Annotated in this window: 23 protein-coding genes and 1 pseudogene; 16 read left to right on the forward strand and 8 right to left on the reverse strand. The window is 71.0% G+C overall.

What is annotated here, in order from left to right; genetic code table 11:
• Positions 1–81: 81 nt before the first annotated feature.
• From J4709_RS04715 to J4709_RS04740, 6 genes are read left to right on the forward strand one after another with little or no spacing between them, the layout of a single operon-like run.
• Positions 82–954 carry a branched-chain amino acid ABC transporter permease gene (locus J4709_RS04715; RefSeq protein WP_208237318.1) on the forward strand — a complete coding sequence of 291 codons (873 nt, stop codon included), beginning with the start codon at positions 82–84 and terminating at the stop codon, positions 952–954.
• On the forward strand, positions 951–1,985 hold the full coding sequence (locus J4709_RS04720) for a branched-chain amino acid ABC transporter permease (protein WP_208237320.1): 1,035 nt from the start codon (positions 951–953) through the stop codon (positions 1,983–1,985). Before J4709_RS04715 ends, J4709_RS04720 begins: the two co-directional genes overlap by 4 nt.
• Positions 1,982–2,767 carry an ABC transporter ATP-binding protein gene (locus J4709_RS04725; RefSeq protein WP_208237328.1) on the forward strand — a complete coding sequence of 262 codons (786 nt, stop codon included), beginning with the start codon at positions 1,982–1,984 and terminating at the stop codon, positions 2,765–2,767. Before J4709_RS04720 ends, J4709_RS04725 begins: the two co-directional genes overlap by 4 nt.
• On the forward strand, positions 2,757–3,500 hold the full coding sequence (locus J4709_RS04730) for an ABC transporter ATP-binding protein (RefSeq protein ID WP_208237337.1): 744 nt from the start codon (positions 2,757–2,759) through the stop codon (positions 3,498–3,500). Before J4709_RS04725 ends, J4709_RS04730 begins: the two co-directional genes overlap by 11 nt.
• A 47-nt stretch (positions 3,501–3,547) precedes the next feature.
• Entirely contained in the window at positions 3,548–4,366 is an 819-nt protein-coding gene (locus tag J4709_RS04735) for a FadR/GntR family transcriptional regulator (RefSeq protein ID WP_208237339.1), read from the forward strand.
• A 60-nt stretch (positions 4,367–4,426) separates the two neighbouring features.
• A complete protein-coding gene (locus tag J4709_RS04740) occupies positions 4,427–5,323 on the forward strand; it encodes a YwqG family protein (protein ID WP_208237341.1) in 897 nt (298 codons plus the stop codon).
• Between the two features lie 140 nt (positions 5,324–5,463).
• Here the strand turns inward: J4709_RS04740 and J4709_RS04745 are convergent, their stop codons facing one another.
• On the reverse strand, positions 5,464–5,757 hold the full coding sequence (locus J4709_RS04745) for a DUF1330 domain-containing protein (RefSeq protein ID WP_208237343.1): 294 nt from the start codon (positions 5,755–5,757) through the stop codon (positions 5,464–5,466).
• A 188-nt stretch (positions 5,758–5,945) separates the two neighbouring features.
• Between J4709_RS04745 and J4709_RS04750 the strand changes: the two genes are divergently transcribed.
• The 3 genes and pseudogenes from J4709_RS04750 to J4709_RS52890 all read left to right on the forward strand — a co-directional run.
• Entirely contained in the window at positions 5,946–6,848 is a 903-nt protein-coding gene (locus J4709_RS04750) for a LysR family transcriptional regulator (RefSeq protein WP_208237345.1), read from the forward strand.
• A 73-nt stretch (positions 6,849–6,921) separates the two neighbouring features.
• Positions 6,922–7,683, forward strand: coding sequence for an MFS transporter (locus J4709_RS04755; protein ID WP_208237347.1), 762 nt, complete (start codon positions 6,922–6,924; stop codon positions 7,681–7,683).
• A 51-nt stretch (positions 7,684–7,734) separates the two neighbouring features.
• Positions 7,735–8,107, forward strand: a pseudogene (locus tag J4709_RS52890) (transposase); the annotation flags it as partial.
• 7 nt (positions 8,108–8,114) lie between these two features.
• On the opposite strand, the gene J4709_RS04760 reads toward J4709_RS52890, so the two are convergent.
• The 3 genes from J4709_RS04760 to J4709_RS04770 all read right to left on the reverse strand — a co-directional run bounded on the left by J4709_RS04760 (position 8,115) and on the right by J4709_RS04770 (position 11,385).
• On the reverse strand, positions 8,115–8,714 hold the full coding sequence (locus tag J4709_RS04760) for a class I SAM-dependent methyltransferase (RefSeq protein ID WP_208237349.1): 600 nt from the start codon (positions 8,712–8,714) through the stop codon (positions 8,115–8,117).
• A gap of 869 nt (positions 8,715–9,583) precedes the next feature.
• Positions 9,584–10,726, reverse strand: coding sequence for a sensor histidine kinase (locus J4709_RS04765; protein ID WP_208237351.1), 1,143 nt, complete (start codon positions 10,724–10,726; stop codon positions 9,584–9,586).
• On the reverse strand, positions 10,723–11,385 hold the full coding sequence (locus tag J4709_RS04770; protein WP_208237353.1) for a response regulator transcription factor: 663 nt from the start codon (positions 11,383–11,385) through the stop codon (positions 10,723–10,725). Before J4709_RS04770 ends, J4709_RS04765 begins: the two co-directional genes overlap by 4 nt.
• A gap of 151 nt (positions 11,386–11,536) precedes the next feature.
• Here J4709_RS04770 and J4709_RS04775 point away from each other — a divergent pair, with 151 nt between their 5' ends.
• Genes J4709_RS04775 through J4709_RS04785 form a run of 3 tightly spaced genes read left to right on the forward strand, consistent with a single transcriptional unit; the run spans position 11,537 to position 14,771 of the window.
• Positions 11,537–12,490 carry an ATP-binding cassette domain-containing protein gene (locus J4709_RS04775; RefSeq protein WP_208237354.1) on the forward strand — a complete coding sequence of 318 codons (954 nt, stop codon included), beginning with the start codon at positions 11,537–11,539 and terminating at the stop codon, positions 12,488–12,490.
• 8 nt (positions 12,491–12,498) lie between these two features.
• The gene (locus J4709_RS04780) at positions 12,499–14,016 is read left to right on the forward strand and encodes an ABC transporter permease subunit (protein WP_307800971.1); all 1,518 of its coding nucleotides are present in this window, start codon (positions 12,499–12,501) and stop codon (positions 14,014–14,016) included.
• Positions 14,013–14,771: an ABC transporter permease subunit gene (locus J4709_RS04785; RefSeq protein ID WP_208237356.1), complete on the forward strand. Its 759-nt coding sequence runs from the start codon at positions 14,013–14,015 to the stop codon at positions 14,769–14,771. Before J4709_RS04780 ends, J4709_RS04785 begins: the two co-directional genes overlap by 4 nt.
• Positions 14,772–14,816: 45 nt before the next feature.
• On the opposite strand, the gene J4709_RS04790 is transcribed toward J4709_RS04785, so the two are convergent.
• From J4709_RS04790 to J4709_RS04800, 3 genes are all read right to left on the reverse strand, one after another.
• A complete protein-coding gene (locus J4709_RS04790; protein WP_208237358.1) occupies positions 14,817–17,267 on the reverse strand; it encodes an FtsX-like permease family protein in 2,451 nt (816 codons plus the stop codon).
• Positions 17,261–18,007 (reverse strand): ABC transporter ATP-binding protein, encoded by a 747-nt coding sequence (locus tag J4709_RS04795; RefSeq protein ID WP_208237360.1) that lies wholly within the window; start codon positions 18,005–18,007, stop codon positions 17,261–17,263. The genes J4709_RS04790 and J4709_RS04795 overlap by 7 nt, the downstream gene beginning before the upstream one ends.
• Positions 18,008–18,164: 157 nt before the next feature.
• Complete coding sequence (locus tag J4709_RS04800) at positions 18,165–18,902, reverse strand: TetR/AcrR family transcriptional regulator (RefSeq protein ID WP_208237362.1); 738 nt, start codon at positions 18,900–18,902, stop codon at positions 18,165–18,167.
• A 94-nt stretch (positions 18,903–18,996) separates the two neighbouring features.
• Here J4709_RS04800 and J4709_RS04805 point away from each other — a divergent pair, with 94 nt between their 5' ends.
• Complete coding sequence (locus tag J4709_RS04805; protein ID WP_208237364.1) at positions 18,997–20,448, forward strand: DHA2 family efflux MFS transporter permease subunit; 1,452 nt, start codon at positions 18,997–18,999, stop codon at positions 20,446–20,448.
• Positions 20,449–20,485: 37 nt separating this feature from the next.
• Here the strand turns inward: J4709_RS04805 and J4709_RS04810 are convergent, their stop codons facing one another.
• A complete protein-coding gene (locus J4709_RS04810; protein WP_208237366.1) occupies positions 20,486–21,592 on the reverse strand; it encodes a ParB/RepB/Spo0J family partition protein in 1,107 nt (368 codons plus the stop codon).
• 1,465 nt (positions 21,593–23,057) lie between these two features.
• Between J4709_RS04810 and J4709_RS04815 the strand changes: the two genes are divergently transcribed.
• The 3 genes from J4709_RS04815 (at position 23,058) to J4709_RS04825 (ending at position 25,107) form a co-directional block, all read left to right on the forward strand.
• Positions 23,058–24,089 (forward strand): sensor histidine kinase, encoded by a 1,032-nt coding sequence (locus J4709_RS04815; protein WP_208237368.1) that lies wholly within the window; start codon positions 23,058–23,060, stop codon positions 24,087–24,089.
• Positions 24,073–24,702: a response regulator gene (locus tag J4709_RS04820; RefSeq protein ID WP_208237370.1), complete on the forward strand. Its 630-nt coding sequence runs from the start codon at positions 24,073–24,075 to the stop codon at positions 24,700–24,702. Before J4709_RS04815 ends, J4709_RS04820 begins: the two co-directional genes overlap by 17 nt.
• A 165-nt stretch (positions 24,703–24,867) precedes the next feature.
• Positions 24,868–25,107, forward strand: coding sequence for a DUF5988 family protein (locus J4709_RS04825; RefSeq protein WP_208237372.1), 240 nt, complete (start codon positions 24,868–24,870; stop codon positions 25,105–25,107).
• The last annotated feature ends 59 nt before the right edge of the window (positions 25,108–25,166 follow it).

Here is a 25,166-nt window from a genome sequence, read left to right on the forward strand (position 1 = left end):
CCACGAGCTGCTCCGCAGTCAGCATTGTAATAGCTAACTTTTAAACATAAGATCCCACAAGAGCAGATCAGAAGGAGCCGGATGTCTGCGCAACTGTGGGTCTCGGTCGTTCAGATCGGGTGCTTCTTCGGGATGGTGGCCCTCGGGTACTACCTCGTCCTCGAAGGAGCGGACTTGTTCAACTTCGCCCTCGGCCCGTTCGCGATGTTCTCGGGCCTGTCGGCGTCCTGGCTGATGGCCGAGCAGGGCTGGCCGCTCGGGCTCGCCGCCGTGCTCGGCATCGTGATCGCCGCGGCGCTCGCGGTCCTCACCGAGGTCGCGCTGGTGCGGCCGATCGACGCGCGCACCGACGGCGGCGAGCTGCCCTCGCTCATCGCGGTCGTCGCCGTCCTGTTCGCGGTCGAGCAGCTGGCCGGCACCCTGTTCGGGCGTCAGCTGCGGCCCGGCCGCTCATGGCTGCCCGACACCTCGCTCGACCTCGGTCCGGCGACGGTCGACGGGCAGACCCTCATCCTCATCGGATGCACCCTCGTCTCGTTCACCGGCGTGTGGCTGTGGATGCGCCGGTCCAAGTACGGCCGGATCCTGCGGGCGGTCGGCGGCAACCGGGAGGCCGCGCGCACCCTCGGCATGCCCGTCGGACGCGTCCGGCTGGTCGCGTTCGCGCTCGCCGGCCTGATCGTCGGGCTCGCCGGGCAGCTGTTCTCGGCCAAGGCCGGCGTCAGCTTCCAGTCCGGCTTCGGGTGGGCGCTGTCGGGCTTCCTCGCCCTCGTCATCGGCGGCACCGGTTCGGTCTGGGCGCCGCTCGTCGGCGGCCTGCTCCTCGCCCTCGCGCAGACCCTCGTCCCCTACTACCTGGGGAGCGCGTCCCTCGACTACGCCGTCCTGGCCATCGCGATCCTGTTCTTCGCGCTGCGCCCCAACGGCCTGTTCGTTCGGAAGGTCCGGGTATGAACGCCGTATCGACGACACGGAAGGCGCCCCCCGGCCTGCCCGGCTGGGCCCGGTCCGCGGAGACCGGCCGGGTGCTCGGCACCCTCGCCCTCACCCTCGGCGTGATCGCCTGGGCCGGCGGCGACCTGTTCCGCCAGGACCTGGCGTTCCTCGGCGCCACCTACGCCCTGCTCGCGCTCGGCATGTACCTGCCGTTCAACCTGGCGGGCACGCTCTCGCTCGCCTACAGCGCCTACGTGGCGATCGGCGGGTACGCGGTCGGGCTCGTCGGGACGAAGACCGGCTGGCCGCTGCCCGTCGCCTACCTGCTCGGCGCCCTGGCGTCCGCCGCGCTCGCGGTCGTGCTCGGCTTCGCCACCCGCAGGCTGTCCGGCTTCTACCTGGCCGCGGTGACGATGCTGTTCGGCGTCGCGTTCCAGAGCTTCCTGCTGGACGCCAAGGACATCACCGGCGGCGCGGTCGGGATCGGCTCGATCCGCCCGCTGACGTTCTTCGGCGGCGAGCTGGACCGGCATGGCTTCATCGTCCTGACCCTGCTGATCGTGTGGCTCGTCGCGGTGGCCATCGACCGGATCCGCCGGTCACCGTTCGGGGTGACCCTGCAGAGCTCCCGCGACGTCCCCGCCGCGGTCGAGGCCGCGGGCGTCGGCGTGCCCGCGCTGCGGCTCGTCGCGCTCGGCGTCGGCGCCGCCATCGCCTCCCTCGGCGGCGGCCTGTTCACCACCGCCAACCAGACGATCGGCCCCGACACCTTCACCCTCAGCCTCGTCATGCTCGCCATCTTCATGCCGCTGCTCGGCGGCCAGGGATCGGCGTGGGGCGCGGTGCTCGGCGCCGTCCTCGTCGTCGAGCTCACCTTCAACCTGCAGATCTTCGAACGCTCCGGCTCGCTGATCTTCGGAGTGGCGGTGCTGGCCGTCCTCCTGATCGCCCCGCGCGGCATCCTCGGCTACACCGGCCAGGCCGCCCGGTTCCTGCGGGAGCGGCTCACGCGCACATCTCGAACCCCGACGGAAGGGGCCGGGCGATGACCGGGACCGTACTACTGGAGGGCACCGGGCTCGGGAAGAGCTACGGCGGCGTCCGAGCGGTCGACGGCGTGTCACTGCGCCTGTCCGCCGGGGAGGTGCTCGGGCTCATCGGCCCGAACGGCGCGGGCAAGACCACGCTCGTCGACCTGCTCGACGGCGCACAGCCCGCCGACCAGGGCACCCTGTCCATCCGGGGGCGCAAGCTCACCGGGCCGCCGTCGCGGCGCGCCCGCTCCGGCCTCGCCCGCACCTTCCAGCACCCCCACCTCGCGCTGGACCTCACCGTCCGCGAGAACATCCTGCTCGGCGCCGCCGCCCCGGCGCTCGCCGGCGTCGGCGGACTGCTCCGCGGCCTCGCCGCCGGCGCGGTCCGGCCCGCCGGCAAACGCTTCGACGCCGTGGTGCGGCAGGTGGCGCAGGCCCTGGAACTCGGCGACCTCGGCCGCCGCTGCGGCGACCTCACCCTCGGCGAGCAGCGCCTCGTCGAGGTCGCCCGCGCACTCGCGCAGCGGCCGTCGGTGCTGCTGCTCGACGAGCCGTTCGCCGGCGCCGACGCGGCCGGCATCACGGCCATCGCCGACGCGGTGCGCGCGGTCCGCGCCGAAGGGTGCGGGATCATCCTCGTCGACCACAACGTCGACGTCGTCGCCTCGCTCGTCGACCGCATCCTGCTCCTGCGCACCGGCACCGTCGTCTTCGACGGCGACCCGGCCGAGTGCATGGCCAGCGCGGAGATGCAGGACGTCTACTTCGGAACCGGTGGTGAGAACGTTGTCGCATGAACTGGCGGTGAGCGGGCTGTCGGTCCGGTACGGCGGCTCGGTCGCCGTCGCCGACGCCGGCCTGACCTTCCCCGGCGGAAAGATCAGCGCGGTCGTCGGGCCGAACGGCGCGGGCAAGTCCAGCCTGCTCCTCGCCGCCTACGGGTCCGTCCCGGCGACCGGCCGCGTCACCCTCGACGGCGAGGACGTCAGCGGGCTCGGCGCCGCCGGCCGGGCGCGCCGCGGGCTGGCGCTCGTCCCGCAGGGCCGGCAGATCTTCGCGCGCCTGACCGTCCGGGAGAACCTGCAGGTCATGGCCGACACGCTGGGGCTGCCCGGCGAGGAGGTCGAGACGGCGCTCGACCGCTTCCCGATCCTGCGCGAACGCCGGCGGGCGCTCGCGGGGGTCCTGAGCGGCGGCGAGCAGCAGATGCTCGCGGTGTCGCGCGCCCTGATGGGCTCGCCGCGGGCGCTGCTCCTGGACGAGATGTCGACCGGCCTCGCACCGCTCATCGTCGCCGAGCTGATGGACACCGCGCGCCGCCTCGCCGACCAGGGCACCGTCGTCGTGGTCGTCGAACCGTCGATCAGCGCGATCCGCGACCGCCTCGACCGCGGCTACGTGCTGCTGCGCGGCAAGGCGTCCGAGGCGATCGACGGCGGCCGCGACCTGGACGCCGAGTATCAGCGTGCGATGGGCGTCACCGCGCCCGGCCCGCGGCACGACACCGTTCCCCAGGGCGGCGCGAGATGAGATACATGTGATGGGCCTTCAACGACAGCCGAAAGGACACCGACCAGTTGGACGACAACGGCGCCGTGGAACCGCCCGCGCAGATGCGCCACCCGCGGGTGGCGGACCTGCTGGCCGACACCCTGCGGTCGCGGATTCTCAGTGGTGAGCTCCCCGACGGGACCCTGCTGCCCAAGCAGTCCGCGCTGCTGGAGGAGTTCGGCGTCAGCAAGCTGGCCGCGCGCGAGGCCCTGCGGATCCTGGAGACCGAAGGGCTCATCACGATCCGGCGCGGCAAGGCCGGCGGGTCGGTCGTGCACGCGCCCAAGCGCGACAGCGTCGCCTACATGCTCGCGCTCGTCCTGGAGTCCCGGCAGGCCGCCCTCCCGGACGTCGGGTTCGCGCTCCAGCAGATCGAGCCGTTCTGCGCCTCGCTGTGCGCGCAGCGTCCCGACCGCCACACGGCCGTCGTGCCCGAGCTGCGCCGCGCCCACGAGAGCCTGGTCGAGGCGATCGAGACGGGCGACGAGAAGCGCGCGGTACCCGCGTCGCGCGAGTTCCACGAGGCGATCGTCCGGCTCTGCGGCAACGAGACGCTTTTCGTCGTCGCCGGCGCCCTCGAGACGCTGTGGACGGCGCAGGAGAGCAACTGGTCCGAGCACGCCACCAGCGCCGGCTTCTTCCCCGAACCCGCCCTGCGCCGGCAGGCCCTTCAGGAGCACGCGGACGCCCTCGCGCTCATCGAGGCGGGCGACGCCGACGGTGTCGCCCGCCTGCTGCGCAGCCATCTGCAGACCGCGCAGCAGTACCCGATGACCGGCGTCAGCCCGGACCAGCGCGTCCAGGCGACCCTGCTGCGCCCGGTCCAGCCCACGGAAGGCGCCTGACCGCCGGCCCGCCCGGTGTTCGCTTCGTCGCGGCGCGGAGGCGCCTGCGAGAATGCCCGCGTGTCCGGCACCGCGCAGCTCCCCGACGAGGGTGAGGACGACCTGACCCGTCTCCTCGCCGCCATGCCCGGCCTGGCCTCGCTCGCCCGTACGGTAGTCGGGCTCCGTCCGCGCTGCGGCGAGCCCGGTATCCGCGACAGCCATGTCGGCGGGCCGATGCTCTGGCCGGCGGACGAGCCCTGGCCGCACTGCGACGACGCGGACCACGGGCCCGGGCGGTCGGCGCCGATGGTGTCCGTGGCCCAACTGTACGCCGGCGACGTCCCCGAGATCGCCTTTCCCGCAGGCACCGACCTCGTCCAGATCGTGTGGTGCCCGGAAACGCACGGCCTGCCGGAACCGCAGTTCACGGGCAAGCATTGCCGGGTGTTCTGGCGGCGCTCGGGCGAGGTCGTGCACGGGCCGGAGGCGCAGCCCGACCCGTGGGCGCACTGGGACGCAGCGTGGGACGAAGTCCCCCGGCCCTGCACCGTCCATCCCGAGCGGGTCGTCGAGTACCCCTGGCGGGAGGAACTGCCCGCCGAACTCCAGGAACGGTTGGAGAACTCGAAAGAGCTCCGCGACCTCTACTGGCAGGAGAGCCTCACGGGCGGCTGGAAGGTCGGCGGCAGCAAATCCTGGGCGTCCAGCGACATGCCCGAAAGCATGGACTGCCCCGATTGCGCCGCGCCTCTCGTCCTCCTGCTCCAGGTCGACTTCTACGAGGACCTGCCGCTGGTATCGGAGAACCCGCATACCTATCTGTGCACCGTAACGGGACGGCACCTGGTGTGGGGAACGGAGGAGTTCACGCTCGTCCGGGAGGCGACCGGTTTCCGCGTGGACGACGTCGCGGACGCCGGGATCTACATCTGCTCCGCCGATCCTCAGCACCGGGCTTTGTACTTCACCCAATAAGGCCACGGCGATGTGTGGTCGAGGCGCCGGGAGTGGGCCGGTGCCGCTGGTGTGGCTGCCCCCGGGACCCGTCACACCAGCGGCCGCACCAGCGAAAACCAAGATGGTGGATCTTCAGTGAAGATCCGACTGGACCTCGATCAGTCGACGCCTTCGACGATGCGGAAGTCGCGCTCGAACCCGTCGGGGAGGGCGACCAGTGCCTTCTGGTATGCCTCGCTCTCGTATGCCGCGACGGCCTGTTCAAAGTTATCGAACTCGATCAGAACGACGCGTTGCGTGATTCCGGCCTCGTGGGCGACGACTCGACCGCCACGGGACAGGGTGCGGCCGCCCCCAGCCTGGACAGCCGGACCGGCCAGCTTGTTGTAGGCGGTCAGCATCTCAGGGTCGGAAATGGTGGGGTAGACACTCACCCAATAGCCCTTAGCCATGGAAACCTCCTGTGTTCGGCCGGACACGTCCGACTTCGAATTGACACTCAGATCGATCGATCCCGCCGACGGCTACCGCGGCCGATTGAATCGTCATATGCGCAGGTTAGGGCTTGATGTGCGGTCGAGGGAAAGACCGGTACGGGATAGACTCAGAACGGATCGTTATCAATCGGCAGGGAGGGCACGTGGCGCCGGACACGGTGAGCCTGCGGTACTTCCTGGTGCTGGCGCAGGAGTTGAACTTCACCCGGGCGGCCGCACGGATCGGTATCGCACAGCCTGCACTCAGCGCCCGGATGCGCCGATTGGAGGCGGAACTCGGTACGCCCCTGCTGGTCCGCAACACGCGTAGCGTCGTACTGACCACGGCCGGTGCGGCTCTGGCGGAGTCCGCACCGCCCGCGCTGGCGGCGCTGGACCGGGCATGGGACACCGCCCGGAGCGCGGCGGCCGGTGAACTGGGCACGCTGCGCATCGGATACAGCCTCAGCACGGGGGCCGAGACGGCGCCGGCCCTGGTGGACAGGCTGATTCGCGGCAACAGCGGGTTCGACGTCGGCGCGGTCCCGATGGCGACACCGGAGATCTCCCCCGCGGTCGCCGACGGCCGCATCGATGCCGGGATCACCCGCGGTGAACAGCCGGGCCGTGGCGTGCGCCGGTTCCTGCTGCGGCGTGAGCGCGTCGGCGTCCAACTGGCGCAGCACCATCCGCTGGCCGAACACCCGGAGATCGAGATCGCCGACGCGGCCGCGTATCCGCTGCGGCTCCCCGGCCGTGCGGCCAACCCCGTGATCCACGATCAGCTGTCCGCACTGTTCCGAGACGTCCGACCAGACCCCCGATTCCACACGCCCGCGGTCTCTTTCGACATGTCTCAGCGCGACCTGCGCGACGGGGTCACTCTCGCCCCGGCCGGAGAAGCCGCGGTCGCGGTATCACCGGCCGGTCTCACCTGGCGACCGCTGCGGGGCGCGCCCAGCCTGACGATCCACCTGGTCCTCCCACGCGAGCAGTCGCCACTACACCGCCGCATCCGTGCCGTCGCCAAAACCCTGGCGCACGAGCTGCACTGGCTGCCGGACTGACGCACAGCAGGTCAAGCGAGACGGACGTCTGCGGTGGCGAGGCCGAGCTGGCCACGGCGGTCTCAGCGGCATCGTGTTCGGCCTGATCGAAGGAGAACGCTACGACTGGGACACCATCACCGGGCCCGTCACCATCCCCTCGGTCATCGCCCTGGGCGTCGTGCTGCTGGTGGTGTTCGTCCTGTGGCAGCGCCGGCGGCGCGACGAGCCGCTGATGCCCCCGGCCCTGTCCGGCGCGCGAAACTTCGCGGTCGGTAACGGGGTCGGGTTCGTCTTCCAGCTCGGCATGATCGGCATCATGTTCGTGCTGGTGCTGTGCCTGCAGATGGCCCGCGGGTACTCGGCGCTGGAGACCGGCCTGGTGGTGCTGCCGAACGGCGTTCTCACCGCGGCCGACTCAGCGTACGCCGGCCGGCTGTCGGACAAGTTCGGCGGCAAGTACATCCTGATGGCCGGGATGACGCTGCTGGCCGCTGGCCTGCTGGTGCTGGTCGCCATGGCCGGCCCCACCAGCAGCGTGTGGAACCTGCTGCCCGGTTTGTCCATCATCGGGATCGCCGGCGGCGCCACGTTCGCGCCATTGCAACAGGCCACCGCTGGCCGGTGCGGCCTCCGGCGTCTCCAGCACCATCCGGCAGGTCGGCGGCGTCCTCGGTACCGCCATGCTGGGCGCGCTGCTGTCGGCCCGCCTTTCCGCAGCGCGGCACTACAGTCCGTCCGCGGTGCCCGGCGGCCTGAGCCCAGCCACGACCAGCCTGTACGAGCGCCTTACAGCCGACACGTTCGCCACCGGCTTCGTCCACGCCATGCAGACCACTCTCGTGGCGTGCGCTAACAGAATGATCACTATGGCCACGTGGGGGCCGGTGCGCCGGTTTGAGCATCTTCTGAACACCACGTCCTCACCGACGGTCACGGCACCCCGCTCGCCCTCAGCCTGATCGGTGGCAACCGCAACGACGTCACCCAGCTGATGCCGCTGCCGGCGGCGGCCCGGCTGCCTGTACGCCGACCGCGGCGACGACCACGACAAGTACCGGCGCCTGGTCTGGGCCAAGGGCGTCAAACCCAAGATCGCACGGCGGGGCGCCCCGCATGGCTCCGGACTGGGCGTCCACCGCTACGTCGTGGAACGCACGATCGGCCTGCTGCACTGGTTCCGCCGCCTGCGCATCCGCTGGGAGATCCGCAACGACATCCACGAAGCGTTCATGGCCCTCGCGGCAGCGATCATCTGCCGGCGCCGACTCGTCCGCTGATCTTCGGTCAGGTCGCGAGGGCACGCAGGCCGAGCGTGGTCATCCGAACGTCGGCGCGGCCGTGCAGGTCGGGGCGACCGCTGCGGTGGACGATGCTCAGGCCGCATGCCTGGGCCAGGTCGGCCGTCTGCTGGTCGGGGATGTCGAACATGTGCCGTCCGGCGGGGATCGGTCCGTGGCGCAGGACCATGACCGCCGTACCGTTCGATGCCAACAACGCTGCCAGGCGCCGCATCGCCGGCGCGCGTCCGGCAGGGGTGAGGTGCATCCAGACGGCGGTGAGCAGGATCAGCTCGAAGCGGCGGTCTCCCAGAGACACCAGATCGGGCAGGTGATCGTCGATCCAGGTGATGTCCTGGTCGGCGTGCAACGCCTGCCCTTGCGCCCGGAGCCCTGCAGCGGGCTCCACGGCCGTGACCTGATGGCCGGCTTTGGCGAGTGCGGCGGCGTCACGCCCTGTCCCCGCCCCGATGTCCAGTACCCGGGAGGGGACGGCCGGCACGAGGTGCAATGCGTCGCCATGGACCTCCGCGAACGTGACGGCCTCATACTGAACAACAAGGTCGGCGGCGGCCTCGTCGTAACCAGCCGTCCCAGGAATTCTCACGCCACTCCCCTCACCGGACCAGACAAGAGGTCCACCGCGACCAGCTCACCAGCCGCCAACACCCGCCATGGCCGAAGACCGCCAGATCGGGCATCCGGTCACCATAGCGGTCATTCTGTTAGGAGTCTTAGGCAGATCGGATGTCTGAGCCTGTCCGGCGCCGAAACCGGGCGGACCCGCGGTCCCGCCGGCGGGTGGGGGTTGCGCTTGGGAGGTCCGCCCACACGGTCGACATTGAAGGAAAGTCCTTCGAGCTCACCCCAGAGGAAAGAAGGCTGGCCAATGATCACCACCAAGGCGCGGAGGCCGCGGGGAGTATGTCATCACTCCACCCGCCGGTTCCCCGCTCGTGGAACGTGCACCAGGTCGCGCATCACCGCACCGAGTGCTCTCGGAGCCTGCGGCAACTGCGGGGCACCACTCGTGGTGGACCCGAGTGACCCCAGCGGCAACCGATGGGTCTGCTCGGCGGGCTGCTAGGCCCGACATGACCGCCGATTGAGGCGGCGCCGAGGCCAGGGGGGACGATGCTCTCCCCTGGTCTCCTTTTCGCTCTGACAGCCAAATTCGGCAACCCACCCGCGATGCACGCGCCGACCGGTTATCCACAGAACGCCGTTCCTCTTCCGGCGGCGTCGTCATGGCGACCCGCACCACGACCCCGCGCATCATCGCGAGCACGGCCAGGAGGACGACGTCGTCCCACTGCCTGGACGGCGCCGAACTGGCCGACGTGCCGCGAGCGCTACCGGGCAGGAAGCCGTCGGCGACCGCCATTCCAGCGCTCTATGCAACATCTTCAACCGCATGCTCGGCTGCCTGTGCCACTGCCTACAGTTCCGTGTGCGGCAACTTGGCGAGCAGTGGAATCAGTGCTTGGGGATGCGTCGCGGAGCCTTTTCTCTTGCTGTTGCGGAGGCAGGCGCGAACTGCACGGCGATGGACAGGCCGCCTTCGGCGCGTGCGTTGGTGGTGAGGGTGGCGTTGTGGGCTTCGGTGACGGCGTTGACGATGGCGAGGCCGAGACCGTAGCCGTCGCCCCGGCCGTGACGATCGGGCGCGAGCTTCTGGAAGGGCTGAAAGAGACGCTGGATCTGGTCGCCGGGGATGACCGGGCCGCTGTTGACGACTCTGAAGAGCGCCTCTGAGCCGGAGGTCTGAGTAGTGATCTCCATCTGCCCGCCCGCGTTGTTGTGGCGGATGGCGTTGTCGATGAGGTTGGTGACCAGGCTTTCGATCAGTTTCGGGTCCCCGGCCGTCACTGCGGGCGTCAGATGTTCGGCGAGGTCGATGCCTCTTTCCGTTGCCCGGTCGCGGCGCGAGGCGAGCACTCCCTCGGCGACTTCTGCGAGGTCGACGGGGTCCCAGCGAGTGGCGCCGCGTTCGCTGGTGGCCAGAGCGAGCAATGCCCGGACGAGCCGTTCCTGGTGTTCGCCGAGAGCGAGGGCCTCCTGGCAGGCCGCACGCAGGGTGTCGGTGTCGGCGTTGGGGTCGGCGAGGGCGACTTCGAGGAGGGTCCGCAGTCCGGCGAGGGGGGTGCGCAGTTCGTGGGAGGCGTTGGCGACGAAGTGGCGCTGGGCGTCGAAGGAGGCTTGAAGGCGGGCGAACAGGCCGTCGAGGGTGTGGCCGAGTTCGGTCAGCTCGTCCGCGGGCTCGCCGAGGTCGAGGCGCCGGTGCAGGTCGCCGGCGGAGATGTTCCTGGCGGTGGCGGTGATGGTGCGCAGCGGGTTCAGGAACCGGCCGGCGACGAACCAGCCGAGCGCCAAGGCGACGGGAGCCAGGACGACCACGGCGACGGCGGATCCCGTCAGGGCTTGGGCCAGGCTGATCCCGCCCCCGGCTCCCGTGGTCACGCCCGATGAGGGCCGGCCTTCGGGCGTGGCCGCATCGATGCTGACGAGCGGGACGAGCACGAGGACGAGCACGACGATCCCCGCAGCGTAAACGCCCGCCGCGTAGGCGAGCGCGAGCCGCGCCTGCAGGGACTTTCTGGCGAGCTGCTGGGAGGTCATGGCGATCCGATGCGGTAGCCGCCTTCGCGGACGGTCTCGATCACGGGCGGGTCGCCGAGCTTGGCACGCAGCCGGTGCATGGTGTGCTTGACGGCGCTGGTGAACGGGTCGGCGGCCTCGTCCCAGACGCGTTCGAGCAGTTCCTCGGCGGACATGACCAGGCCGGGGTCGGCGAGCAGGCATTCGAGCAGGCCGAACTCCTTGGGGCTCAGTTCAAGGCGCCGGCCGGCCCGGAACGCGGTGCGGCGGGCCGGATCGAGGGTGAGGTCCCCGCTTTCCAGGGTGGGCGGCAAGGGAGGGGTGGCGCGGCGGGCCAGTGCGCGGACGCGGGCGACGAGTTCGGCGAACGCGAACGGTTTGGGCAGGTAGTCGTCGGCGCCGAGGCTGAGCCCGTCGACGCGGTCCTCGATCGTGTCGGAGGCGGTGAGCATCAGGACGCGGGTCTCGCAGCGGCCCTGGGCGAGGTGCCGGCAGATGTCGTCGCCGTGGACGCCGGGCAGGTCGCGGTCGAGGATCACCACGTCGTAGCGGGTGACGGCCAGACGGTCGAGGGCGGCGGTCCCGTCCAGGACGACGTCGACGGCCATGCCCTCGTGCCGCAGCCCGGTTCCGATGGAGCGGGCGAGGACCTCGAAGTCCTCGACGACGAGGACCCTCACCGCCGCGCACCGCCGGTCGTCGTGCGCGCTGCGCGGCCGCGCCGGCCGCCGGGTCGAGGTGCCATGTTCCGACGATCTCAGATCGTCGGTCTCAGCCGGGTCGCAGCCGCTGCGACCGGGCTGGAACCCGGTGCTGCGTAGAACCGTCGGCATGAGTTCGTTGCGAACAGCAGGCGCCCCGGGGATCGTCGTCGCCGGACTGCGCAAGAGGTATGGGACGGCCCTGGCCCTCGACGGCATGTCCTTCACCGTCCGGCCGGGTGTGGTGACCGGACTGGTGGGGCCGAACGGCGCCGGGAAGTCCACCACGATGCGGGTGATCCTCGGCCTGGACGCGGTCGATGAGGGCACCGCGCTCATCGGCGGGAAGCCGTACCGCGGTCTCCGGCATCCGCTGAAGCATGTCGGTTCGCTGCTGGACGCGGCGGCGCTGCACGCCGGCCGCAGCGGGCGCGACCACCTGCTGTGGCTGGCGCATTCGCAGGGGCTGGACGCGCGGCGGGTGGAGCAGGTGATCGAGCAGGTCGGGCTGACGCCGGCGGCCCGGCGCAAGGCCGGCGGCTATTCGCTGGGGATGCGGCAGCGGCTCGGAATCGCCGCGGCCCTGCTGGGCGATCCGCCGATCATCATGCTCGACGAGCCGTTCAACGGCATGGACCCCGACGGCATCGTCTGGATGCGCGGCTTCCTGCGGTCGCTGGCCGCTCAGGGACGCGCCGTGCTGGTCTCCAGCCACCTGATGAGCGAGGTGCAGGACACGGCCGACCATCTCGTCGTGGTCGGGCGCGGCAAGGCCATCGCCGACGCCGGCGTCGCCGACCTGATCGCGGCCGTCTCCGGGGACCGGGTGACCGTGCGGACCGCGGCCGGCGCGCACGCGATGAGGGTGCTTGTGCGCGCCGGCGCGACCGTGGCGGCCACCGGACGCGACACCATCACCGTTTCGGGCTGGCCCGCGGATCGGATCGCGACGCTGCTCAGCCAGAACGCTGTGCCGTTCTCCGAGGTGTCGGCGCACCGCGCCAGCCTTGAGGACGTCTATCTGGAGCTCACCCGCGAGGCGGTCGAGTTCCGCGCTGCGACGCACACGGAGGTGTCTCGGTGATTTCTGTCGTGACCTCTCGCCGAGCCGGCCAACGCGTCGGACGGGACGGCTTTCTCGAAGTGCTGCACGCGGAATGGACCAAGTTCCGAACCGTCCGCGGCCGGCTGATCGGCATGGTGGTCGCAGCGATGCTGTTGCTGCTGTTCGCGGTGCTCACCGGGGTCAGCAGCCATCAGAAGGGGGCGCCGCCCGTTCCGATCGGGCCGGGCAGTGAGCCGGTCACCGACAGCTTCTACTTCGTGCACCAGCCGGTCTCCGACAACGGCAGCATCACCGTCTCGGTCTCCGCGCTCAAGAGCAGCATCCCCAAGGGCCCCGGGGACCTGCGGCCCGGCCTCGTGCCGTGGGCGAAGGCCGGGCTCATCATCAAGCAGAGCACTCGCCAGGGTTCGCCCTACGCGGCGATCATGGTCACCGGCGCCCACGGCGTGCGGATGCAGGACGCCTACGTCAACGACACGGCCGGTCCGCCCGGCCTGGTCTCCGGCGAGTCCCCTCGCCGGCTGCGGCTGGACCGCTCGGGCGACATGATCACTGGCTACGCCTCCGCCGACGGCGCGCACTGGACCAAGGTGGGCACCGCGCGGGTGAGCGGGCTCGGACCGACCCCCCAGATCGGGGTGTTCGTCGCGTCTCCGCCCGCGCTGGACGGCATGGGGACGGCCGGCAGCGTGTCGACGGCCGTCTTTGCGGACCTTCGCGTCCAGGGAGGCCGAGCCGATGGCAGGTGGACCGGTGACCAGGTGGGGCCCCGCTCCCCCACCTTCGCCGGCTACCCGGACGGCACGTCGGGTTCGGTCACGGGATCCGACGGCAGGCTCACGGTGACCGGCGCCGGCGACATCGCCCCCGCCGTTCGCGAGACCCTGCCGACCGGCGGCACGCTCCGGGAGATCCTCACCGGCACGTTCGCCGCGCTGATCGCAGTGATCGTCGTGGGGGCGCTGTTCATCACCGCCGAGTACCGGACCAAGATGATCCGCCTCACCCTGGCCGCGAACCCGAGGCGGAGCCGGGTGCTGGTCGCCAAGGCGACCGTGCTGTGGGCCGTCACGTTCGCCGCCGGGCTGGTGGGGGCGGTCCTCGCGGCTCCGCTCGGTGAGCGGCTCGCCCGGAGCAACGGCGTCCACCTCTTCCCGGTGTCGTCCTTGACCGAGTTGCGGGTGGTGTGCGGGACCGCGGCGCTGCTCGCGACCGCCGCGGTCCTGGCCCTCTCCGTCGGCGCCATCGTCCGGCACAGCGCCGGCGCGGTCACCACCGTCCTCGTGGCCATCGTGCTGCCCTACATCCTGACCGCCCTCCCGTTCATGCCCGCGAGCGCGGCGAACTGGCTGGCCCGGGTGACGCCGGGGGCGGCATTCGCCGTCCAGCAGACGCTCGTGGACTACGACCAGGTCGCAAGCCACTACACGCCTTACAACGGCTATTACCCGCTGGCGCCGTGGGCCGGGTTCGCCGTCCTGGCCGCCTACGCGGTGGTGTGCCTGGCCGCGGCTGCCGTCCTGCTCGACAGGAGGGACGCATGAAACGCGCCTTGCACGCGGAATGGACGAAGATGCGGACCGTCGCCGGCCCGCTGTGGCTGCTGCTCGGCACCGTTGCGGCGACGGTGTCTCTGAGCGCCGTCGCGGCGTCGCTGGCGAACTGCACGGCCACCGGCTGCGGCGGCGACACGGCCAAGCTGGCCCTCGTGGGCGTGTACCTCGGCCAGGCGCCGGTCGCCATCCTGGGGGTGCTGGTCATCGGCGGGGAGTACGGCTCGGGCATGATCCGCACCACGCTGGCGGCGATGCCGCGGCGGACGACGGTCCTCACGGCCAAGGCCGTCGCGCTCACCGGTTCCGTGGCCGTCGGCGGGACCGTCGCCGTCCTCGGTGCGGTGCTCGCAGGGCGGCTCGTCCTGCCCGACGCCGGCGACCGGGCCCTGTCCCTGTCCGACGGGCCGACGCTGCGCGCGGTCTTCGGGACGGTCCTGTACCTGATCCTCATCGGCCTTCTCAGCCTCGGTGTCGCGGCCGCGGTGCGGGACTCCGCGACCGGCATCGGTGTCGTCCTCGGCCTGCTCTACGTTGTCCCGATCGTCTCCCAGACCATCAGCGACCCGGGCTGGCGGCGCCTGCTGGAGAAGATGGCGCCGATGACCTCGGGGCTCGCCGTCCAGGCCACCACCGATCTCGGAAGCCTCCCCATCGGCCCTTGGGCCGGGCTCGGTGTGACCGCCGGGTGGGCCATCGCGACGCTGCTGGTCGGCGGCCTGCTGCTCCGCACGCGCGATGCGTAGCGGCCCTTGAGGGACGTCCCCGCAGCAAGCCGTCGTCGGGCCGCGCTACTCTCGCGTGCCCATGGCGTCGATGGCTCGTCCCTGCATGGTGCGCCAGGTCGCGAGGATCGCTGCCGCTGTCGCGACGACCGTGCACACTGCTGCGGTCTGCCAGATGTCCGCCCAGGGGACGGTCAAGCGAGGGGCGGTGACGATGCGTTCGAGGGACAGCCTCTGCGTGGCGATGACGGCGGCTCCGGCGCCGAGGGCCGGCAACACGCCGGCGACGGCCGCCAGTAATGCTTCCGCGCCCACCATGCGCAGGGTCTGGGCGCGGGTGCCTCCGGCGAGGTTGAGGGCGGCGAGCTCGCGGCGGCGGCCGGCCGCCGCCATGATCAGCGTGTTGGCGACCGCGATCAGCGAGTAGCCGACCGAGATGCCCAGGATGACGGTGGCGGCCGTGGTCGTCTTGGCTGCGGACGCGTCCTTCAAGCGGGCGAAGTACGCGTCCGCCGTGACGGCCTTGACCGGTTGGTGCGCGAGTGCGGCGGCCAGCTGACGCCGGACGTCGGCGCGGTCGGTGCCGGGCTGCAGTGTCACCCAGGCGCGGGCGGCGCCCGTACGGGCGGGGGTTTGGGCGGCGGACAGGAAGGTGGCGTCTCCGTCGAGGCCGGTCTGGATGATGGCGCGGATCGTCGTTTCGCGGCGGGTGCCGTCCGGCAACCAGGTCCAGACCCGCTGGCCGAGGGCGAGGTCGTCGCCCTTGGCGGTCCTCTGGTCGATGACGAGGAAGTCGTCGTCCAGGTTCTTCAGTGAGCCCTCGACCACCTGGGGGGTGAGGACCCTGCCCAGAGCGTCGGACGGGACGGCCTGGCCGGTGAGGGTGTCGACGACCTCGCCCTTCAAGGTGCCCACGTAGATGCGGAGGGGCGTCACCGTCGTCACCGTGGTGCCGGGCACGGAACGCAGGGCCTGGACGGCCTGGTCGTTGAGGGCCGCGCCCTCTTGGGGCGTGACGACGAAGTCGGCGCGGGTCTGCTGGCGCGCCTGGTCGACCCTGGCCCGGTCGCCTGCGAGCTGGACGCACAGCATGGTGGCCACCAAGCCCACGGCGACGACGACGGGAACGACCGTGGAAACGGTGCGGCGCCGGGCGTTGAGCATGTTCTGGCGTACGAGGAGGGCAGTGGCTCCGAGGCGGGTGAGCGGCCATGTCAGCAGGTGGACGACCGGCCGGATGACGATCGGCGACAGGAGGGCGAACGCGCCCGTGTACAGCAGGGGGACCATGCCGTACTTGCGCGGGTTGACCGCGATCTCCGGGGTGCCGCGGAGCACGTAGCCGGTGATGAGCGCACCGGCCAGCATGCCGAGTCCGAGCAGCCAGCGCAGCGGGGAGAGGGCGCGGCGGTTCGCGGCGGCGTCGCGCAGTGCCTCGACGGGACGCACCCGGGAGGCGCGCCGGGCGGCGGTCGCCGCGCCGGCCAGGGCGGAGACGACACCGAGGACGAACGCGATGGCGAGGGCGAACGGATCGACGCCGATCTCGAACCAGCGCGGGGCGACGCCGTGGTCGATCATCCAGGTGTTGAGGGCGCCGGAGGCGATGGTGCCCAGGACGCAGCCCGCGGTGGCCGCCCCGGCGCCCACCAGGGCGGACTCGGCCAGCACCATGCGGCGCACCTGCCGCGGGGTGGCGCCCACCAGGCGGAGCAGGGCCAGTTCCCGCAAGCGCTGGTCCACGACGAAGGCGAAGGTGGCGATGACGATGAAGATCGCGACCGATGTGGCGATGGCCATCGTGGTACCCGCCATGGAGCTGGCGCTCATCAGCGCGTTGGCGCCGCCCGACGGGTCGGGGTCGGCGTTGACCCGGTCGTTCCCGCTGAGGACGAGCATGCCGGGGCCGGCGGCGTCCTTGATGCTCGTGACCTCGGCGCTCCCGCCGACCACCAGGGCGTTGACGGGCGGGGAGATCCGGGCCGCCTCGGTGTCGGTGAAGAACACCGCGTCCTCGAACCAGACCTGCTCAGTGACGCCGGCGACGGTGTAGGCGCGGACACCGGCCGGGGTGCGGATCTCGACGGTGCGGCCGACCTGCGAGCGGGAGCCACCGCCGATGACGACCTGGTCGTGTGCCTCCGGAGCATGCCCGGCGACCAGGCGGTAGGGCGTGAACCGGGCGACGGACCAGCCATGGCCCACGCCCACCGGGCCGCCGTCCGCCACCACCTCGAAGGTGCGGTCGGCGGTGGTCGTTGCCTCGCCGGCGATGCGCGCGACCGTGCGGGCCGGGATGGACGCGGGCAGGTGCGCGGGATCGCCGCGCGGATCGGCGGGAACCACCACGATGCCGGCCTTGGTGAAGCGCTGCGGCCCGGAGTGCGGTCTGCCCTGGGTGGCGAAGAGGGTGAGGGCCATCATCGCGGTCATGGCGGTGCCCAGGGCCAGCGCGATGAAAGCGCCCACGAAACTGACCCACCGGGTACGGACGGTGGCGATGGCGATGCTCAGCACGGCTTCGTCTCCAGGTGCGCCATGCGGGCGGCGACGCCTTCGGCCGTCGGGCCCTCGACCTCGTCCACGATCCGGCCGTCGGCCAGGAAGACCGCCCGCCCGGCGTAGGAGGCGGCGACCGGGTCGTGGGTGACCATGATGATGGTCTGGCCGCGTTCGGCGACGATCCGCCGCATCAGCGACAGCACGTCGCGGGAGGTCCGCGAGTCGAGCGCGCCGGTCGGCTCGTCGGCGAAGAGCACGTCGGGGCCGGTGACCAGCGCGCGGGCGATGGCCACGCGCTGCTGCTGGCCGCCGGAGAGCTCGCTCGGGAGATGCCTCGCGCGGTCGCCGAGGCCCACGTCCGCGAGAACCTGGTCCACGTCCCCGCCACGCGGCGGACGTCCCGCCAACCGCAGGGGCAGCTCGATGTTCTGCCGGGCGGTCAGTGACGGCAGCAGGTTGAACTGCTGGAAGACGAAACCGACCTTCTCCCGGCGCAGCACCGTCAGGGCCGTCTCGGACATCCGGGCCGGATCGGCTCCGGCCAGGAGCACCTGGCCGCCGTCCACCCGGTCCAGCCCGGCGGCGCACTGCAGCAGCGTCGACTTGCCGGATCCGGACGGTCCCATGACGGCCGTGAACGTGCCGGTGAGGAAGGACAGGTCGACTCCGTCGAGCGCGGTGACCCGGTTTCCGCCGCTCCCGTACCTCTTGTGGACCGCGGACAGACTGACGACCGCACTCTCGTTCAGGAACACTCGCTCGCCTTTTCCTAGGGCTCTCTGCGCCGCGCTCACGCTAAGAGCCCGCCAGGCGCCGACGCCTCCGGGACGACCCTGACATCCGCCCCGACCCGAACCCCGAGGATCACCCTGAGCCGGCCGGCCCCGCCGAGGTCGCCGGCCGGCGCGGAACTCAGCGCGAGTGCGGCAGGCCGTCGATCATCAGGCCGAGGGTGAAGTCGAAGCGGTCGTGGCCGGTTCCGGCGGTGAGCTCGGCGGCGTAGCGCTTGGACTCGGGAAAGGTGTCGGGCAGGGCGGCGAACCGGCGCAGCAGTTCGTCGCGGCTGACGACCCAGCCGTCGTCGCCGCGGTCGACCCGCCTGTTCACCAGGGAGACCTCAAGGCTGTAGGCGTTGACGTAGAGCGACAGCGAGTCGATCGCCCAGGCGGCGGCCTGCGGTTCGATGCCGCCCGCGAGCAGGATGGCGAGCATTCCCTCGGCGTAGCGCATCGTCTCCAGGTTGGACGGAGCGGTGGCGAAGGCGGCCTGGGAGATGCCCGGGTAACGCAGATACTGGTCGCGCAGCTGGGCGCAGACGTCGATGAGCTGCTGCCGCCAGGTCGCGGGATCCGGTTCGGGCAGGTCGATCTCGGCGCACAGGCGGCCGATGAGCAGCTCGTCCAGGTCCTCCTTGTTGACCACGTGGGCGTAGAGGGACGACGGTCCGGTCTCCAGCGCGGTGGCCAGGCGCCGCATCGTGAGGGCTTCGTAGCCCTCCACTTCCACCATGTCCAGGGCGGTGTCGATGATGACGTCGACCGTGATCGGCTTCTTGCGCCCGCCGGACGGTCCACGCCGGGCCGCCGGGGCGCTCGACCCGGTGCCGAGCTGGTGCCGCGCTGCGCGCCGTTGCTGCGGAGTCGGTGACATGCGGTCAGTCTAGCGAAGGTACGAACGGTGTTCTGCATCACTAAGAACAGTGTTCGTATTGACCAGAACACTGCTCTGACGTAGAACGGTGTTCGTGTCCACCAACCAGCGCACATCCCAAGCACCGACCACCCCCACCACGACGCTGCCCCTGCGGACCGCGTCCCTCGTCCTGGCCGTCGTGTTCCTGGCCGACCTCATGGATCTGATCGACTCCAGCGTCGCCAACCTCGCCGGCCCGTCCATCCGCGCCGACCTCGGCGGCGCCCAGGTCACGGTCCAGTGGGTGCTGAGCGCCTACACCGCCGCCTTCGCCCTCGGCCTGGTCACCTCGGGACGGCTCGGCGACCTGCTCGGACGCCGGCGGCTGTTCCTGCTCGGCATGACCGGCTTCACCCTGACCTCGCTGGCCTGCGGCCTCGCCCCGGGCGTCGTCTTCCTGATCGTCGCCCGCACCCTGCAGGGCCTGTGCGGGTCGGTCATGATCCCGCAGGGGCTGGCCATGGTGAAGGTCGTCTTCCCGCCCCAGCACCTGCGCAAGGCGCTGATCCCGATGGGTCCGATGATGGGGCTGGCCACCGTGGCCGGGCCCCTGCTGGCCGGCTGGCTGCTCCACCTCGACCTGTTCGGCAGCGAGTGGCGCTCCATCTTCCTGATCAACGTCCCGTTCGGCGTCATCGCCGCCGCGCTCGCCTGGCGGGTCATGCCCCGGCGCGGCGGGGAGGACCCGGCCGCCCGCCTCGACCTCACCGGCGTCGGCCTGCTCACCGCGGCGTCGGCGCTGCTCATCGTCCCGCTCATCCAGGGACGCGACCTCGGCTGGCCCGCCTGGACCTACGCCATGATGGCGTCCGCGGTCGTCCTGCTCGCGCTGTTCGTCGTCTCCGAACGGCGCAGCGCGCACCCGGTCATCGCGCCGTCGCTGTTCCGCAAGCGCAGCTTCGTCGTCGGCCTGATGATCGTCGGCGGGTTCTACGGGTCGCTCAGCGCGTTCGTCCTCATCATCAACCTGCTCCTGCAGCAGGGCCTGCACTGGACGCCGCTGCACACCGGTCTCGCACTGCTCCCCTGGGCCGCCGGCACCGCCGTCGCCGTCCTGCTCGCAGGCGCCGTGCTCGCCGCGAAGCTCGGACGAGCCGCCCTGCACCTGGGGCTGGCCATCGCCGTCGCCGGCCTCCTGGGCCTGTGGTGGTCCGTCGCCCACTGGGGCGCGGACATCACCGTCTGGAAGCTGGCGCCCGCGCTGCTGCTCACCGGGTTCGGCTCCGGGCTGGTGTTCGTCCCGCTCGTCGACTTCATCCTCGGCGACGCGACCGCCGAAGAGGTCGGCACCGGTGCGGGCACGCTCAACGCCGTCCAGCAGTTCGCCGGCGCCATCGGCGTCGCCGCGCTCGGCACGGTGTTCTTCGCCCGCGCCGGGCACCTGTCCGTCCACTCCTCGCTCGCCGCCGCGGAACTGGTGTTCGGCATCGCCGCGGGGCTGAACGTCCTGACGCTTCTGCTGGTGGGCCTGCTTCCCAAGCACGCCCAGCAGGCCCACGGCTGAGCCCGTGCCGGGCGGCCGGCGGCGGCCCGAGGTCCGGTCAGCCGGTCGCTTCGCGGCGGTTGCGCAGCAGTTCGGCGAACTGCCGCCAGTCCTCGCTCATCGTGACCGCGATCCAGACGACGTCCTCCAGCCAGTGCTGCGGGATCGCGTCGATGAACTCCCGCCACTCGTCGGTCTGCATCGAGCGCCGGTCCATCCAGCGCAGGAACGCCCGGCCGCCCTGGGTGTAGCGCAGCACGGGGTCGTTGGCGAGCTTGGCCGCGATCATCGGCCAGGTGAGCTGCTGGACGCCGCGGCCGCCGCCCCGGGCGGGCATGGGCAGCGGCGGCGGCACCGGCCCGCTCTGCGTGCTCTCCGTCGTTTCCGTCGCCGCCTGCTCGGGCTCGGCGCGTCCGACGGGCTCCAGACGCCCTGTGCGTTCCGCGCGTTCCGCGCAATCCCCCTGCTCGCCGGCGCGGCGGAGCCGTTCCCGGACGTCGTGCGCGGTGCCCAGCGACACGTCGGTCTCCCTGGCGACCTTGCGGAGCGACGCCTCGGGGTGGGCCTTGATGTACTCCTCGGCGCGCCGCCGCCCCTCGGCGGCCAGGATCGGACGCCGCTTCCCGTCCCGGCCGAGGCGCTTGCCGTCGGCCGGGACCTCGCCGGTCGTGCCGTTGCGCAGCGAGGCGATCGCCTTCGCGCTCAGGCCGGTGATGCTCGCCACCGCGCGGTCCGACCAGTCGGGATGGGCGGTGAGGATGCGCTTGGCGCTGGAGATGCGGTCCGCCCTGGAGAGCGGGAGGCCGTGCCGGGTGTTCGACTTGACGGCGAGGACCAGGGCCTCCACGTCGGTGCAGTCGACGAGCCGGGCGCTGATGTGCTGCTCGCCGCGCAGCTTCGCGACCTCGACCCGGTGCATCCCGTCGATGATCCGCGAACCGCGGCGCTGCACGAGGATGGAGGGGAACCGCACCGATCCGGCGGCGTCGGCCAGCAGGCGGACATGGGCGGGATCGGTGCCGGCGTGCCGCAGGTGGAATCCGGGGACCAGGGATCCGACCGGCAGCTCGACCTCGGGAGCGTGGTCGAGCAGGCTCAGCGGATCGGCGCTCTTCGGGCGGGCCATCGCGGCCTCGCCCGTTTCGGCGGCTAATTCGAGATTCACTTTCGATGCCATCGTGGTATCTCCGAGCCGTTTCCCAATGAATGCCCAGAACTCGCGTCAAAAACTCACGACCTCCGCTGGGATGCTAGCCGCGGCCCAACGGGCACACAACTCGGCTTCACCTAAGGGATATCAGGGACTCCCCTTGACACCTCCGCCGATACTCACAACAGAGCAGTCGGCGTACTACTTTCGATACCCGCGCTCGAACGATCATCGCGATAACGTGGACCGATGCAACGAGCAACCTCCTCAGCGCCCCCGAACAAGGCACCGAGACCGGCATTGGGTCTTGCCAAGGCCGTTCTCCTGACATAATGACGCACGAAACCTTTCGAACGAAGGCGCCATGACGTCGTCAGCGTCGGTGAACAGCGGATAGCACGGGTTGAACTCTTCTTTACGGATCATGATCGCGTTCATCTTGAAGATCACGAATGAACGCCATGGCCGCCCCGCGGTGCCGTGCCGGCGGTGCGGCCGGCGCGCCAGAGGACGCGGAACGATGGACGCAAGTACTTTCGCAATCCTGTGATCAGAAAGTGAACTAATCCGATTCGGAGGTCCGGCGGCCCTGGCGGGCAGGAGGCCCTGGCCGCGCCGGAGAGCTCCGCGCCCGCGCAGATGGCGCCGGGGGTGAACCAGTTCAGTGACCACCTGGTCGCTCTCTAGCGGTTTATACCGGAATTCGTTGAACCCCTCATCAGGCGGACGGTCCGAGCGGACCGGGCGCCGGCACTCGCCGGCCCACCGATGCGGCGGCTCCGCTGGCCGGCATTCATATTCGCAGGTCAGAGCGGGTGTGCGGGCGCCCGTGATTCGGACGTTGGGCAAGTGCGCCGGAGAGCGGCCCGCAGCCGATTGCGCCCCGGACTTCCGGCCGCACGCCGACCACCGGTGATTAGCGGAATGAGTATTCGCGCTCACCTGCTGTGACCGACTTGCGCGCAGGGAGCCTGCGTAGCAGATTTCACAGAGAAGTTACAGGCTCGGGCATTGACCATTTTTCCAAGAAATGATCTACAATACTGCTGCTCACTCGCACGACAAACCAGGGGCCCGCGCGTCATGCACCGGGCGGCGCCGGTCCCGGTGCGCGTGGGAGATCGGCGACGGAAGGCCAGGGCTGTGCTCACACGACCATGTCGGAATGTCAGCGGGGCGGCGCCGCGAACCGCCGTTCCCCGCCCAGGCCGCCGGCACGGACGGGCCCGGGCGATCGACCGGCGCCGCTGATGGAGCGTTGCCCCGGCGACCAGGGCGCCGCGTCCCGGCCGCCGGGGGCAAGATCAGCAGAATGCGTCACCCAGGGGGACACGTGGCCGAATACCTGGCACACGACTCAGGCCGCCCGCCTGACGAGGTCGACGGGCGACGGGAGCAATTCGCCGCGATCATCAAAGCCAAGCACGGCGAGATATTAGCCTCGTACGCGAACTTTATGCGGACATTACGCGACGCGACCGTGACCGAAAACCCGTACGCGGGTGAACGGGCACTGAAGGAAGCGTCGCAGATCATCGACCATGTCACGGCGAGCGTGCGGGGCGGCGCTCCGCCCGGCGACCGGCACCCGATGTTCACCTGGGCGACCCGGGAGACCCCGCCGGACTTATGGCTGAGCCCGGCCTACCCGCTCCGCATGATCGGCGCGTTCTTCGACGTCGCCGTGACCTGCCTCGCCGGGGCGGTCGAGGACGACCCCGGCCTGCTGCCGCACTTCGTCACCGCCGTGCTGGCGCTGAACGAGAGCCTCACCGGCCAGGTCCGCGACCTCGCCCTGGAGTACACCGGCCTGCTGCTGGAGCACGCCGACCAGGCGCACGAGGAGAAGCTGCGCCGGATCACCCGCGATCTGCACGACCGGCTCGGCGAGGGGCTCAGCGTGGCGCTCCGCCAGCTCGAGCTGCACGAGATCGACACCGCCGGCGACCTGCTGCGGCCCAGCGCCCGGATCGCGACCGCGAAGGAGTCGCTGACGGCGGCCATGGGGAACCTGCGCGCCGTCACCTCCGACCTGCGCCAGCCCCCGATCGGCAACCTGCGCAAGGCCCTGTCCCACTACGTGGAGTCGGTCGCCGCCGACGCCGAGCTGCGGCTGCGGTTCCGGGGTGACGAGAGCTGGGCCCCGCCCGCCGTCATCGACGAGGTCTTCCTGATCGTCCGGGAGGCGACCAGGAACGCGCTGAAGCACAGCGGTGCCGACTCGGTGCTGATCGAGGTCGCGTTCGCCCCGCACGGGCTGCACGCCTGGGTCCAGGACGACGGCTCCGGGACGCTGCCCGCCGGCGGCCCCGACCATCCCGCGGGCTCCCCCGCCTGCCCGGCCGGCCCGGCCGCGGGCGGCCCCGGCACGGCCGGAACCGGCCTCGTCTCCATGCGGGAACGGGCGGCCCTGATAGGAGGACGTTTGACGATCGCCAGCATTCCCGGCCAGGGCACCCACGTCGAGCTTTTCGTACCACTACCGGGGCATCGCGATGCCACCCGGGGATGACCGCACGACCATTCTCCTCGTCGACGACCACGCCCTCGTCCGCGAGGGGCTGCGCGAGATCCTCGAGACCCAGGAGGACCTGCACGTCGTCGGCGAGGCCGAGGACAGCGCCACCACGGTCGCCCTGGCCGAGCAGACCCAGCCCGACATCGTGCTGCTCGACGTGGAGATCCCCGGCGGCAAGGCCAAGAACACGGTGAGCCAGATCCGCAAGCGCTCGATCCGCTCGCGGGTGATCGTGCTGAGCATGTACGAGGGGCCGCAGCTCGTTCAGACGCTGCTCGCCGCCGGCATCCGCGGATACCTGCTCAAGAGCGTCCACTGGCAGGAGCTGGTGGCGGCGATACGCGCGGTCCGCGCGGACGGCGACCGGGTCGTGCTCGGGGTGTCCGGCGGGAGCCTGCGCTACGTCGAGCAGGGCTCGGCGGCGGACGCCCTGTCACCCCGGGAGCGCGAGGTGCTGGACCTGGTGGCCCAGGCGTTCAGCAACGGTCAGATCGCGGCCCGGCTCGATCTGACCGAGGCCACCGTGAAACGGCACCTGCGCAACATCTTCGCCAAGCTCGGGGCCGTGTCCCGGATGGACGCCGTCATCAAGGCGAACGTGTGGTGACGGCCGCGGGGCCGCACTACTGGGCCCCCTGGCGTCGGGCATCACCTCCGGTCGGGCGCGAGTCCGTGCTCACTTAACTCCGACAGTAACGGATTTCCGTCCGGGTGGAAAAGGCGCTTTCATAGTGGTCGAGGAGTGGACGAGCCCTAAAACAAAGGAGCTCCGATGGACCACATCACGCGGACCGTGCCGGCCACCGGCTCCGTCTCGGCGGTGCTGGTGGGAGGCCCGGCCAGCATCCCGCAGACGTCGCGCGACCGGATGGTCGGCCCGCACGACCAGAAGATCAAGCTCCCTCACCACGGCGGATACGAGCACTTCGAGCGGGCCGGCGATGCCGTGGACGGCGCGCCGGACCGGCAGGTCGTCTTCACCTGGACGATGCGCACCGAGATAGCCGAATAGCCGCACGGCTGAATGGCCGACAGGCCGTCGCCGGCGGGCCGGCGTTCAACTGCGGCACC

Source organism: Actinomadura violacea (assembly GCF_017573465.1).
Lineage (GTDB): Bacteria > Actinomycetota > Actinomycetes > Streptosporangiales > Streptosporangiaceae > Spirillospora > Spirillospora violacea.

Coding starts and splice junctions, on each gene's coding strand:
- J4709_RS04765 (WP_208237351.1), bottom strand. CDS start 10,726: ATGACCTCCCAGCAGCTCGCCAGAAAGTCCCTGCAGGCGCGGCTCGCG.
- J4709_RS04820 (WP_208237370.1), top strand. CDS start 24,073: ATGCCACCCGGGGATGACCGCACGACCATTCTCCTCGTCGACGACCAC.
- J4709_RS04800 (WP_208237362.1), bottom strand. CDS start 18,902: ATGTCACCGACTCCGCAGCAACGGCGCGCAGCGCGGCACCAGCTCGGC.
- J4709_RS04725 (WP_208237328.1), top strand. CDS start 1,982: ATGACCGGGACCGTACTACTGGAGGGCACCGGGCTCGGGAAGAGCTAC.
- J4709_RS04825 (WP_208237372.1), top strand. CDS start 24,868: ATGGACCACATCACGCGGACCGTGCCGGCCACCGGCTCCGTCTCGGCG.
- J4709_RS04775 (WP_208237354.1), top strand. CDS start 11,537: ATGAGTTCGTTGCGAACAGCAGGCGCCCCGGGGATCGTCGTCGCCGGA.
- J4709_RS04745 (WP_208237343.1), bottom strand. CDS start 5,757: ATGGCTAAGGGCTATTGGGTGAGTGTCTACCCCACCATTTCCGACCCT.
- J4709_RS04720 (WP_208237320.1), top strand. CDS start 951: ATGAACGCCGTATCGACGACACGGAAGGCGCCCCCCGGCCTGCCCGGC.
- J4709_RS04785 (WP_208237356.1), top strand. CDS start 14,013: ATGAAACGCGCCTTGCACGCGGAATGGACGAAGATGCGGACCGTCGCC.
- J4709_RS04715 (WP_208237318.1), top strand. CDS start 82: ATGTCTGCGCAACTGTGGGTCTCGGTCGTTCAGATCGGGTGCTTCTTC.